General features: G+C 38.7%; 13 protein-coding genes. 6 read left to right on the forward strand and 7 right to left on the reverse strand.

The window, feature by feature from the left end; translation table 11 throughout:
• Positions 1–120: 120 nt before the first annotated feature.
• The 5 genes from J8L85_RS09940 to J8L85_RS09960 all read right to left on the reverse strand — a co-directional run bounded on the left by J8L85_RS09940 (position 121) and on the right by J8L85_RS09960 (position 3,204).
• On the reverse strand, positions 121–633 hold the full coding sequence (locus tag J8L85_RS09940) for a Rid family hydrolase (protein WP_211016891.1): 513 nt from the start codon (positions 631–633) through the stop codon (positions 121–123).
• 25 nt (positions 634–658) lie between these two features.
• Positions 659–1,075 (reverse strand): nuclear transport factor 2 family protein, encoded by a 417-nt coding sequence (locus J8L85_RS09945; protein WP_211016892.1) that lies wholly within the window; start codon positions 1,073–1,075, stop codon positions 659–661.
• A 190-nt stretch (positions 1,076–1,265) separates the two neighbouring features.
• Complete coding sequence (locus J8L85_RS09950) at positions 1,266–1,586, reverse strand: hypothetical protein (protein WP_211016893.1); 321 nt, start codon at positions 1,584–1,586, stop codon at positions 1,266–1,268.
• Between the two features lie 313 nt (positions 1,587–1,899).
• Positions 1,900–2,595 (reverse strand): peptidase E, encoded by a 696-nt coding sequence (locus J8L85_RS09955; RefSeq protein WP_211016894.1) that lies wholly within the window; start codon positions 2,593–2,595, stop codon positions 1,900–1,902.
• Between the two features lie 78 nt (positions 2,596–2,673).
• On the reverse strand, positions 2,674–3,204 hold the full coding sequence (locus J8L85_RS09960; protein ID WP_211016896.1) for an ester cyclase: 531 nt from the start codon (positions 3,202–3,204) through the stop codon (positions 2,674–2,676).
• Positions 3,205–3,392: 188 nt separating this feature from the next.
• Between J8L85_RS09960 and J8L85_RS09965 the strand changes: the two genes are divergently transcribed.
• Together J8L85_RS09965 and J8L85_RS09970 are read left to right on the forward strand one after the other, a co-directional pair.
• Positions 3,393–5,351 (forward strand): histidine kinase dimerization/phosphoacceptor domain -containing protein, encoded by a 1,959-nt coding sequence (locus J8L85_RS09965; protein WP_211016897.1) that lies wholly within the window; start codon positions 3,393–3,395, stop codon positions 5,349–5,351.
• On the forward strand, positions 5,351–6,082 hold the full coding sequence (locus J8L85_RS09970; protein WP_211016898.1) for a response regulator: 732 nt from the start codon (positions 5,351–5,353) through the stop codon (positions 6,080–6,082). Before J8L85_RS09965 ends, J8L85_RS09970 begins: the two co-directional genes overlap by 1 nt.
• Positions 6,083–6,164: 82 nt before the next feature.
• Here J8L85_RS09970 and J8L85_RS09975 read toward each other — a convergent pair whose 3' ends face one another.
• Entirely contained in the window at positions 6,165–7,481 is a 1,317-nt protein-coding gene (locus J8L85_RS09975; RefSeq protein WP_211016899.1) for a DEAD/DEAH box helicase, read from the reverse strand.
• A 64-nt stretch (positions 7,482–7,545) separates the two neighbouring features.
• A complete protein-coding gene (locus tag J8L85_RS09980; RefSeq protein WP_211016900.1) occupies positions 7,546–9,099 on the reverse strand; it encodes an FAD-dependent protein in 1,554 nt (517 codons plus the stop codon).
• Between the two features lie 213 nt (positions 9,100–9,312).
• Between J8L85_RS09980 and J8L85_RS09985 the strand changes: the two genes are divergently transcribed.
• From J8L85_RS09985 to J8L85_RS10000, 4 genes are all read left to right on the forward strand, one after another.
• The gene (locus J8L85_RS09985; RefSeq protein WP_211016901.1) at positions 9,313–9,936 is read left to right on the forward strand and encodes a VTT domain-containing protein; all 624 of its coding nucleotides are present in this window, start codon (positions 9,313–9,315) and stop codon (positions 9,934–9,936) included.
• Between the two features lie 118 nt (positions 9,937–10,054).
• Entirely contained in the window at positions 10,055–10,732 is a 678-nt protein-coding gene (locus J8L85_RS09990) for a class I SAM-dependent methyltransferase (protein WP_211016902.1), read from the forward strand.
• Between the two features lie 258 nt (positions 10,733–10,990).
• A complete protein-coding gene (locus J8L85_RS09995; protein ID WP_247656628.1) occupies positions 10,991–11,407 on the forward strand; it encodes a DUF2141 domain-containing protein in 417 nt (138 codons plus the stop codon).
• A 19-nt stretch (positions 11,408–11,426) separates the two neighbouring features.
• Positions 11,427–12,050 (forward strand): hypothetical protein, encoded by a 624-nt coding sequence (locus J8L85_RS10000; RefSeq protein ID WP_211016904.1) that lies wholly within the window; start codon positions 11,427–11,429, stop codon positions 12,048–12,050.
• The last annotated feature ends 1 nt before the right edge of the window (position 12,051 follow it).

The raw sequence follows: 12,051 nt of genomic DNA on the forward strand, positions 1-12,051 counted from the left end.
AAATAAAAGGGGATTTTACACCCTTAAAATACACAAATAACCATTACCGTTTGCCAGTTGGTATGGGAATTTGAGTGTATTTATTTATTAATTCGATATTAATGATCAAACAAGATAGTTTTATTCACTTTTATAAACTTCCAGTTCTATTTCTATTAAAAACTCAGGCATTGCCAGTTCTTTGACTCCTAGCCAAGATCCCGCGGGAAATTGTTTTTTGTAAATTTCGTTTCTGTACGCGGCGACTTCTAAAAACTTGGGCATGTTGGTAGTAAACACATTTTCGACAATAACATCGTCGAAAGTGCAGCCAAAATGCTCTAGAATCTTATTTAGGTCCGAGTAGCAATTGATCATTTGTTGTTCAAAATCTCCTACTGCGGTAGGGGTGCCATCGGCATCCATACTAACCGCCCCCGATATTTTTATATCATTTCCAATTTTTACGGCATGCGTATACCCAAATGTTTTTTCGACCTCTGGACGTAAATAAAAATACTCGGGGGTTTCTGTTGTGATTTCTTCAATGGTCACTTTCTCTTCTATTTCTTTTTTTGGTTGGTTGCACGATACAAATAAGAGAGAAATAGAGATGGCGCATAATACAGGCTTAAGAAATGCTGTGTTTTTCATAAAGTTAGAGTTTTATTAATTCGTGTTATCTATTGGCCGCATCTGCCAGTTGCTTTGTATCTACATATTGTTGAAAGCCCACGATCTTACCTGATTTTAAGATCCAAAAGTGTGCTGCCTGCGCGTCTATGAGTGCGCCATTGTCTTTTCGTTTGGCATCATACCTTAGCGTAGCAAGTACTTTGTCTTCGTACATTTCATGAAGTACAATATCTTTTGTATTGAAATACTCATGCTCTTCAGCCAATTTTATAAAAACACCGTTCAATACGGCTTCCGGACCAACGTATGGGTTGCCATTTGCCAAGGCATTGCCCTCGGCTTCGTTCCATATTATTTTTTCGTCCATTAACTCTAAAACGGTAGGGATATCGCTCTCTGTAAAGGCTTTGTACAGGGTATCTATAACTTTTAGATTGATGCTGGTCGTTTGGTTTTTCATTTATATTCTCTTTTGGTTGTTTGGTAGATGTTTTAAAAAAAGTGGCAGACTTAATTTGCAATCATACAGGTTGTTGGTTGTAAAAACATAATTGTTTTAATCCTGTCAGATGTACAATAATTTCCCCCGAAACACGTCTGCCAACTTTAATGGTTTTAATTAGAATGGTTATTTAATTTGCGAAATAGTTTCAATTCTTAACGGAAGGAACTATTTCATAAGGTTTGTAACAATTTTGTTTATAGCTTGTAAGCGTATCGCTCCAGTAGGCCATTTGTAATTTCATACCTAACGATCTACCGTCATTTTGATTCTCGCATTCCATTGTCTCTTTATCCCATATTTTATAGAAAACTTTTACATTTTCCAATGCGCTTACATACTTCTCGAGGTTTTTTTCAGCTATTTCACCGTTATTAAAATTTAAAGGGGTTTTAGATTTTTGCCCCTTGCTTTCCATTACTCCAAATATCATACAGACAAAAAAGAACGTAAGTTTAAGTCGTTTCATAATATCATCGATTTTTTAATGAATATTACTTTTTTGATATGTTAATGGGGAACATTGTTTTAAAGAACTCGATATACGGTCTTAAATGCAATTCATTAAGGACGGATGAGAACTCTTACTGTCCGAAAGGTCATTTTTATTGATCGAAGCATGTATAAAAGAAATAGTGTATGAACAGCTTCTTTTTCAGCTAACCGATTAATTGTAGAACATGGGGGAGCGACCGCACATATCTGATAGAGTTGACATGCCGGGGAAACAGAGGTAAAAAGGTCTTTTTATTCAGGGGTTACCCGATTTATGATGACGTAGTTTATGTAACGACGGTACTGGGTATACGCTCTTCTACGATGTTGTTATCATTATCTAGGTAAACGAAATATGAGTGGTTTTCACCATCCAAGGAAATGGAACAGTTAACCTCGTCATTGATAAAATGTATGGCCGAACGATCGTCGCAGGCATACCCATCCGTTAGCTTACCGGTAATAATATTGTTATGATATAAAGGTCTTCTAGATTTTTCGGAATTGTAATGCGGGCAATGACTTTTATCTATGAACCGCATACCTTCAACAATACTTAACTCTTTAGGTCTAGAGTCTGTGGTGCCGGCATTGAACCAACATAAAGACCCTGCACTGCCGCCCCCCATAACAACTCCGTTATCATAAGCTTTCTTAAGAGCAACATCAATGCCTTGGGCCTTCCAAATGGCCAACATGTTCAAGGTGTTTCCCCCGCCTACAACAATAGCATCCATTTTTGAAATTATCTCTTCAAATGACTCCTTTTGGTCATAAGAGTTTATCCAAACGGTTAAAACATGCGGAGTCACATTAATTTGTGAACAAACCTCATAGAAAGAATCTATGTAGTTTTGGTCCTCTCCGCTTGCAGTGGGTATAAAGCAAAGGTTCGGTTTTTCTTTACCGGTCGCTTCTGCCATATATTTTAAAAATGGAACGGTATGTCTGCCACTACCGTATATTAAGAGCTGTTTTTTCATACAGGCAAAATAATTGATTCTATAACTGAATTAAAAGTGTATCATATCTTTTTTTATAGAGGCAGCGGTATTTAAGCATTATTTCATTACCGGTATTGATAAGGAATAACCTAAGTCTTCCATAAAATTTAGCATATCAAAATAGGTAACTTCATGTACTATTTTACCGGCATCGTCAAATGTAAGAATGCTAACACCTTTTGTTTGTCCGACTTTGCCGGTGGGCGGTGTATCTCCTAACATACCGGTATTGGTGCCATGGCATTCCCAATTAACATAGGTTCTATTTTCAACTATGGTAATTTCTTTATCAACAACTAAGATGTCGGGCATGGCCCTATGCCAAAAATACATGGATTTAAAAAGTTCGTGCTGGTCGTATGATATATTTTCACCATTTACGTTGCGCACAAACTTTTGTATGGTAACCGATTGTTGCAATAAAGTGTCATACTCGCTCCATGCACTTAAGTATTTTTTAGTGTTCTGTTTTAAGACCGATATATTGGGTTTAGGAGTGGGGGAAGGGTCATTGTTTTTATGGGAGTTTTTATTTCCACAGGCCATGCAAAGCATCCATACGACGGCGATAAGTTTACAATGTTTCATAAAATAGATTTAGGTTGATTTTGGATACTTATGAAGTAAAGTATAAATATTTGCAAACCATTGCAGATAAGGATGGGGTTACGTGTCCATTGTCCGAATAACCTTGATTTTTGATCAAGCTAAAAACTGGGGAGAATGTTGTACATTTAATGCAATCTCATTTTCCCCGGTGAGAATCAACCAGTGAAATGAGAGTCGGCCAGCATATAATCTATCCCTTAGTTCTGTTGTCTTTTTTTGGACTAAGCTTCTCCTATGGTCAGATCGTGGATTTAAAAAGCGAGCATCCCTATGCCAAGGTTTTTGTAGAAACCGACAATTTTGGCGCTTCTTACCTAGATACCTTAGAACAAAACTATAACAAGGTGAAAACCGATTCTATAAGGTTTTCGATGCTGAACGACCTAGCATATTATTGGCATACTAGAAACCTGAATAAGGCAATGGCTTTTACCAAAGACGGGCTGGACTCTACAGTGCGAACCGATTCTTTATGGCATGGTAGATTTCAAATAACACAAGGAGCCATTCTTTTGCGGTCAGAAAAACTGGATAGTGCCCAAATTGTTCTTGAGGCCGCCAAAACAAAGGTGCATCCATCGGATTTGGCATTTTTGAACACTCAGTTGGGCTATGTTTATGAAAGAAGGGGCCAACTAGACAAAGCTGCCGATTACGCCTTAAAGTCATTGGATTTAGGTGAGGAGTATAACGATACCAAAGCAATGGCGATGGCTTACAGTGATCTAAGCAATCTTTTTTGGAAACAAGGTAAATATAGATCGGGTGTAGAATATGGACTAAAATCTTTAGAGCTTTTTGAAACATGGGGCATTACCGATCTAGATTATGACTTTACGTTATATGTTACCGGAAATAACTATCTGGCATTAGAGAATTACCATGAGGCCCGTAGGTATTACGAACAGGCGATCATAATTGGGGAACGCTATGGTTTTTATAATAATTTAAGTGATGTTTATATTTCATTGGTAGAACTTTACACCTATTTGGGTGAGTTTGATAAAGCTGACGAAGCGGGAAAAAATGCTGTTAAGTATGCAGAACTTCTAGAGAATAATTTTATGATAATGCGTTCTTGGCTTGCGGTAGGCAAATTACAGAACATACAAGAAAATTATTCAGAAGCGATTAAAAGTCTAAATACGTCTATAACAGTAGCAACAAAAGACTTTGGAGATGCCTATTACCTGAGTGATGCCTATCAGGAACTGGCCAATGCCTACGCCAATAAGCAGGACTATAAAAATGCATACAGCGCATTTTCTGAATATGATTCCTTAAAAAGTGAGGTGTTTACGGCAGAGGCGGACCATCGTATATCACAATTACGTACAGAGTTCGATGTAGCTAAAAAAGAAAACACCATAAACTTGCAAGAGATCCAAATTAAAAAGCAGGAATCAAGACAACAGTTGATTACCGTTATTACATTCTTGTTGTTGCTATTGTTATTATTGGCCTATAAGGCAATTTCCAATAATACTAAAAAGAATAAACTCTTAGAGAATAAGAACGCCGAAAAGGAGTTTTTGCTCAAAGAAATACATCATAGGGTGAAAAACAACCTAGAAACCGTTTCTAGCTTATTGTCGCTACAGGCATCATTAATAGAGGACCCCGAGATTATGGAGGCCATGGAGCAAAGTCAACAGAGGGTTCATAGTATGGGCATGATCCACCAAAAATTATACTTGGGCGAGAAATTGGCCACTATAGAAATGAAAGATTATTTTAATAATCTAAGTGATTATATAGTACACTCTTTTGGCAAAGGTGAGCAAATAGACGTGAATATTATCATGGATGAGATTGAATTGGAGGTAGATGTAGCAATACCTATAGGTTTAATAGTCAATGAGTTGGTAACAAATTCCTTAAAATATGCTTTTCCCGATAACGGCAAGGGAAACATTGTCTTGAGCTTGGTGAAAAATAATGATATGCTCGTTTTGGTGGTTAGGGATGACGGTGTAGGAATATTGAACGAAAATCTAAAGAAAGGAACAGGGTTTGGCACCCACTTGGTAAACCTATTGGTGAAGCAATTGGATGGAAAAATGGTTTTGTTGACAGATCATGGCAGATCTGTTCAAATTGAATTTCAACATATAAAAGCAGCCTAATGAACAATTCCGTTAAAATATTGATAGTTGAGGATGATATGATAATTGCCGCCAACTTATCCATTCAATTAACAAGTTTGGGATATGAGGTAACCGGCATTATACCTAGGGGAGAAGAGGCTATTCTACACGTTAGGGAACAGTCGCCCCATATATTGTTAATGGACATCAACCTAAAAGGTAATCTTAATGGTATAGGTACGGTCAAGGCAATTCAAAAAGAAAGGGATATTCCCGTTATATACCTTACCGCAAATAATGATGATGCCACTTTTGAAAAAGCAAAAGAAACCCGCCCTAAAGCCTTTATAACAAAGCCCTTTAATAAATTAAGTTTACAGCGAACAATAGCCTTGGTCGTTGGGCAATTAAAGGAAGCTACGCAGGCCGATCAAAGCAAGCAACAAATAGAGGTGCTTGATGATCGCATTTTTGTTCGTCATAAGGGAAGAATGGAAAAACTTCTTTTGAACGATATATTATATATCGAAGCTGACCGTAATTACTGTTCGCTTATTACCCCTAAGGTAACTCATATACTTACCTGTACCCTTAAAGTTATGGAAGAAAAGCTGCCAAGTACCACATTTGTTCGGGTGCACCGTTCTTATATCATTAATATATCAAAATTGGATGTATTGGCGGATCGCCATTTGGAAATTGGACGAAAGGTGATTCCCATTGGTAAATCGCATAAGATGTTTCTGTTAAATCGAATACGTACCATATAATTCTAGGGTAACAACAAAAAAAGCCTCCATATTGTATGTTCTGGAGGCTTGGATATTTATTTTTCGGAGTGAAAACTATATATTAATCACTACTTCTAGAAGTATTGCGGTTTGGACTTTTCTTATTGGTATTTCTATTGTTCTTTCCGCGAAAATTGTTGCCACCGCCCCTGTTCCGGTTTCTGTTCTTATTACGGGAATTACCTTGTCCTCTGGGCCGTTGGGCCGGTCTAGCATCTTTTTCTTCTTCGCTATTTGTATCTACGTCCACAAATTGATGCTCTGGCATGCGCGGCACCTGTTGTTTGATCAATTTTTCAATATCACGTAAATAAGGTCTTTCGTCCTTGTCACAAAAAGATAAGGCAATACCGCTTGCGCTTGCACGACCTGTTCTTCCTATTCTATGTACATAGGTTTCAGAAACATTGGGGAGGTCATAGTTGATGACCAACGAGAGTTCCTCTACATCTATGCCCCTTGCCGCTATATCGGTGGCAACTAATACTTTTAGTTTCCCGTCCTTAAAATCTCCCAACGCCTTTTGCCGGGCGGTTTGCGATTTGTTTCCATGGATCGCCGCAGATTTGATACCTGCCTGGGCCAATTTTTTTACAATCTTATTGGCACCGTGCTTTGTACGTGAAAATACCAGTACAGAGGCAGAACCTTTTTCTTTGATCAGGTGTATAAGTAGTTTGGGTTTATTCTGTTTACTAACAAAATAAACACCTTGCTCCACTTTTTCGGCCGTTGCCTGTTGTGGCTTAATGGTAACACGTTCAAAATCGCCCAACATGGTTTTTGATAACTCTACAATGGTATTGGGCATGGTGGCCGAAAAGAACAGCGATTGTCTTTTAGGAGGCAATTTGGCAATAATTTTCTTTATGTCGTGTATAAAGCCCATGTCCAACATCTGGTCGGCTTCATCGAGTACCACGAACTCCAAGTCCCTAAACGATATAAAACCTTGGTTCATAAGGTCTAATAGTCTTCCGGGAGTGGCAATAAGTATATCGACACCTCTTTTAAGGGTATCTACCTGTCTACCTTGTTTTACCCCGCCAAAAATAACGGTGTTCTTAAGTCCGGTGAATTTTGCGTAGGCGGTAAAGCTCTCACCAATCTGTATGGCCAATTCGCGGGTGGGTGTAACCACCAAGGCCTTTACTTTTCTTTTGTTGTCCTTAAGGCTAATGCCCTCGTATAAATGGTGAATGATGGGGATGCCAAAGGCGGCCGTTTTTCCGGTACCTGTCTGGGCAACTCCCAAGAGGTCTTTTCGTTTTAATAAAATGGGTATCGCTTGTTCTTGAATAGGGGTGGGGTTGGTATATCCTTCTTTTTCAAGTGCTTTTAAAATGGGTTCCGCTAGGGATAAATCTTTAAATGTCATGTATAATAATAAGTTGCAAAGGTAGCCTAATAGTTTGGATTATGTTTTTTTAGTTGAAAAACCATTAAAGTCCGGCCACTGCAGCCTCTGCGCAGCGCTCACCGTCCATGGCTGCAGAAACTATGCCACCGGCATAGCCACCGCCTTCACCACAGGGGTAAAGTCCTAAAATCTCGGGATGTTCCAAAGTAGCGCTCCTAGGAATGGTAACAGGAGATGAGGTTCTGGATTCCACCCCGACAATATTGGCTTCGTTTGTGTAGTAGCCCGTCATCTTTTTTCCGAATTCTTTGAAACCGGCCCTTAATCTGCTACCTATCAATTTAGGAAGAAGAGAATGTAAGGGGGCCGATTTTAATCCCGGTTGGTACGAAGTGGGGTTTAGGTCGGTCGATAATTTTCCTTCTACAAAATCCGTTAAGCGTTGTGCGGGTGCGGTCTGTGTGCGCCCTCCGGCAGTAAAGGCAAGCCGTTCCAGGTTTTTTTGAAATTCCAATCCTTTTAAGGCTCCGAATTTTTCATATTTAAAAAGGTCTTCTTCTATGTTGATCTCTACCACAATACCAGAATTGGCGAACAGATTGTTTCTTTTGGAAGGAGACATGCCGTTTACCACGATTTCGCCCGGTGCAGTGGCCGCAGGTACTATAAAGCCTCCCGGGCACATGCAAAAAGAATATACACCTCTATTTTTTACTTGTTGTACCAAGCTGTAGGCCGCTGCGGGCAAAAGTTCGTTTCTATCTCCGCTACAATGGTATTGTATCGAATCGATAATATGCTGGGGGTGTTCTACTCTAACCCCCATGGCAAACGACTTGGCTTCCAAGGTTATTTTTTTTGAATTGAGCAGGTAAAAGATATCCCTTGCAGAATGGCCCGTTGCCAAAATAACCCTTTGTACGGGTAGCTCGTTTCCATTTTCTAGAATAATGGATTTTAATCGCTTGTCTACAATATTAAAATCGGTCACTTTGGTATTAAAATGAACCTCTCCGCCATGTTCTATTATGGTTTCCCGAATATTTTGAACGATTTTAGGCAGCTTGTTGGTTCCTATATGAGGGTGGGCATCTATTAAGATACGCTCGGTAGCACCGTGGTGTACCAAGCTTTCGAACACCCTTCTTACGTCTCCGCGTTTTAAGCTTCGGGTATATAGTTTACCGTCAGAATAGGTGCCTGCTCCACCTTCTCCAAAACAATAATTGGAATCTTCGTTTACGTGATGGTCTTGGTTTATGGCTCTTAGGTCTCTTCTTCTGTCCTTTACATTTTTGCCCCTTTCCAATACAATGGGCTTAAAACCTAACTCTAGACAGCGTAGTGCCGCCCACATGCCTGCAGGGCCAAACCCTATAATATGAACAGGTTTCGCCTTGGAAACATCTTTATAGTCAAATGTATATTTAGAAGATTTGGGAGCCTCTTCACCAATAAAGGCCTGAAGCTTATAATTAAAATATATGGTAGGCTTGCGCGCGTCAATAGACTTGCGGAGTACTTTTAATGTAAAGCTGGACTCTGATAGCGATAGGTATTTGGCGGCCTTGGCTTTTAGGCTGCCCGGTATAGCTTCTTCTTCAAGTGTTAATCTTAGTTGTAGGTTTTTGACCATGCCGCAAAATTAAAGTAAATTATAGGATTGCCTTGCCAAACATCATATTCTTTAGTCTTTACAAAAAGTTAATTTACACCTCGTTAATATTTATGGACACTTATTTGTTTTAGATTTGTACACCCAAAAAATAATTCGAATGAATATTCTTTTTGGAGAAAGAAACGTTTTCAATGATATCATTGATGTAAATACGTAACGTTAAAATTAGTAATGACAGAGAATACAATATATAATAACGCCCTTAAAAGGTTGTCTTTATTAAACCGCTATTATAAAATAACGCGGTTTTATACTTTTCTTAAAAGCACCGCTTACAAAGGAGGTATGGTGATTGGGGCTTTTGTACTATTATTGATAGGTCTAGAAGTTTTCTTCTTGGATTTTAATTCAATATTGAACAATTTGGTTGCATCATATTCGCCTATGGTGATATTTACGTTCTTTTTAGGGTCAGAAACCTTTTTGGGCATAGTGCCTCCAGAAATATTTATTGCATGGGCTTCGAAATCGGCCAGTCCGTGGTTGTTTTTGTTCATATTGGCATCAATATCATATCTGGGAGGTGTTATTTCTTACTACATTGGCCGTCGCTTGTCTTTAGTGCCTTCTATCAAGAACCATATAGAGAACAAAATTCAAAAGCATATCGTTAATTTACGTAAATGGGGCGGTGTTTTTGTCGTTCTGGGAGCAGTATCGCCATTACCACATTCAATAATCAGTTTAGCTTCAGGTCTGATCAAATATAACTTTAAGCATTATTTGTTGTGGGCTCTTTTTAGGTATGCACGGTTTCTTATTTATGGCCTTATTATTTTTAAGGCTTTTAAATAGGCACAGATAGATTTTACCTTATTTCTTACATAACTGGAATATATTTGGTTTTGCCATATATTAATGGTCGCTGTAAATAAATGCCTCGATACTATGTTGGAGGCCCTCGAAAACGTGTATGGATAAAAAGGATAGGACCGGTAAAAGAAATAAAAAACCTTGGCCCACCAAAGACGCTATGGCTCAGGTCTATGAGATGAATCTTTGGGGTAGGGGCGAATCTGATTTTTATTCGGGCGAAGGGTCTCATTGTACCGAAATTGTACATCCGTACGTGGCGGTTTTGAAAACGTTTTTATCCACTTTTAGAACACCCCTTGTGGTGTGTGATTTGGGGTGTGGCGATTTTAATGTTGGAAAACAGTTAACGGAGTATACCTCAAAATATATAGCGGTAGATATAGTACCGGATCTAATAGCGCATAATAAGAAAAAATTTAAAAAGGAAAACCTCGAATTTTATTGCTTGGATATAGCCACGGACAATTTGCCTATGGGGGATTGTGCCATTGTAAGACAGGTATTGCAGCATTTATCAAATGCGGAGGTAAAACGTGTAGTGGCTAAGTTGGCCAATTATAAATATGTGGTGCTTACCGAGCATGTACCGGAAGGGAATTTTGAGCCCAATAAAGATATTATTTCGGGGCAAGGAACAAGATTAAAAAAACAAAGTGGTATCGATCTTTTGGTTGCTCCGTTTAACTTTAAGGTAAAGGAGAAAAAAGAATTATTGTCCGTTGTTTTGGATAAAGGCAAAGGGCGCATAGTTACAACTTTGTATAAAACGGTTTAAGACATGTTTTGTGCTTGCCGAGGTCTTTTCTGTGTTGTAAGTGTAGCTTTAAAAACAATGATGGTCTGGTTTTGCGACCAATAATTGGAATGTAATATTAATATTGTTCTTTTGATAGTTCTTTGTTAATCGTAATACCTGTAATAGGAGATAAATGTTACAGTACATCCTTGTATATCTACAGTTGGGTATTTCTTTCTTTCATATACAGGTTTATTACCGCACTTTTGAACAGTTAACCCGTATAAAATGAACTTTATGAAAAACTTTCTTGCTGTTATTTGTTTTGTGTATGTAGCAATGGGTATGGCCCAAAGTAAAAGCTCCGGTACCATCGAGGTGGAAATAGCGGGAGTGGAAAGCAACGAGGGCCAAATGGTCATAGGACTATATAGTTCTAATGACCAATGGCTAAAAAAAATCTACAAGGGTACCTATAGTGCCATTAAAGATGGTAAAGCCTCTGCTACTTTTAAGGATATTCCCGAAGGGGAGTATGCCATTTCTGTTTTTCATGATGAGGACAACAATGGTAAACTGAAAACTTTTATGGGTATACCCAGAGAGACCGTAGGTTGCTCAAACAATGCACCTGCGAGATTCGGGCCACCAAAATGGCAGGATGCCAAATTTTATATCACCGACAAAGTTGTAAAACAAGAAATTCAATTATAACAAAACCTAAACTGTTCAGATGAAAAAAATAATCACACTTATAATATTGGTAATATCAGGCAATGTTTTTGCCCAAGATAAATATACAAAGGGAATGGAAAAAGCCTTTGCTCTTTGGGGAGAAGGCAAATCTATAGAGGCCTCCAACATGTTCGAAAGAATAAGCACTGCGGAGCCAGATAATTGGTTACCGTATTATTATGTGGCCCAGATAAATACGATTATATCTTTTGGCGAAAAGGATGAGAAAAAACTAAAGCAGCAATTGGACAAGGCTCAGGAGTTTTTGGATGTTGCCAAGGCAATTTCTCCACAAAACCCCGAAATTTTGGTTCAACAGGCCATGACATATACCGCATGGATCGCTTTTGATGGTGCTACCTATGGGATGACGCTTTCTGGCAAGGTGGTCGCTTTGTATAATGAGGCGCTGCAATTGGCTCCTAATAATCCAAGGGTGGTTTTTTCGAAGGCAGAATGGGATATGGGCTCGGCAAGATATTTTGGGCAAGATACGTCCCCATACTGTAAAGATATAGAACGTTCGTTAGAACTTTTTGCTAACTTTAAACCCGAAGGTGCTTTTTATCCCAATTGGGGAGAAGATAGGGCAAAGGCCACTTTAGCACAATGTAAAGGCTAGA

Origin of the sequence: Maribacter sp. MMG018 (genome assembly GCF_018100785.1) — a bacterium.
In the GTDB taxonomy this organism is placed as follows: domain Bacteria; phylum Bacteroidota; class Bacteroidia; order Flavobacteriales; family Flavobacteriaceae; genus Maribacter.

Bases quoted from the DNA above. Each gene is read 5' to 3' on its own strand.
- J8L85_RS09940 (WP_211016891.1), bottom strand. From the start codon at position 633: ATGAAAAACACAGCATTTCTTAAGCCTGTATTATGCGCCATCTCTATT.
- J8L85_RS09945 (WP_211016892.1), bottom strand. From the start codon at position 1,075: ATGAAAAACCAAACGACCAGCATCAATCTAAAAGTTATAGATACCCTG.
- J8L85_RS09950 (WP_211016893.1), bottom strand. From the start codon at position 1,586: ATGAAACGACTTAAACTTACGTTCTTTTTTGTCTGTATGATATTTGGA.
- J8L85_RS09955 (WP_211016894.1), bottom strand. From the start codon at position 2,595: ATGAAAAAACAGCTCTTAATATACGGTAGTGGCAGACATACCGTTCCA.
- J8L85_RS09960 (WP_211016896.1), bottom strand. From the start codon at position 3,204: ATGAAACATTGTAAACTTATCGCCGTCGTATGGATGCTTTGCATGGCC.
- J8L85_RS09965 (WP_211016897.1), top strand. From the start codon at position 3,393: ATGAGAGTCGGCCAGCATATAATCTATCCCTTAGTTCTGTTGTCTTTT.
- J8L85_RS09970 (WP_211016898.1), top strand. From the start codon at position 5,351: ATGAACAATTCCGTTAAAATATTGATAGTTGAGGATGATATGATAATT.
- J8L85_RS09975 (WP_211016899.1), bottom strand. From the start codon at position 7,481: ATGACATTTAAAGATTTATCCCTAGCGGAACCCATTTTAAAAGCACTT.
- J8L85_RS09980 (WP_211016900.1), bottom strand. From the start codon at position 9,099: ATGGTCAAAAACCTACAACTAAGATTAACACTTGAAGAAGAAGCTATA.
- J8L85_RS09985 (WP_211016901.1), top strand. From the start codon at position 9,313: ATGACAGAGAATACAATATATAATAACGCCCTTAAAAGGTTGTCTTTA.
- J8L85_RS09990 (WP_211016902.1), top strand. From the start codon at position 10,055: ATGGATAAAAAGGATAGGACCGGTAAAAGAAATAAAAAACCTTGGCCC.
- J8L85_RS09995 (WP_247656628.1), top strand. From the start codon at position 10,991: ATGAAAAACTTTCTTGCTGTTATTTGTTTTGTGTATGTAGCAATGGGT.
- J8L85_RS10000 (WP_211016904.1), top strand. From the start codon at position 11,427: ATGAAAAAAATAATCACACTTATAATATTGGTAATATCAGGCAATGTT.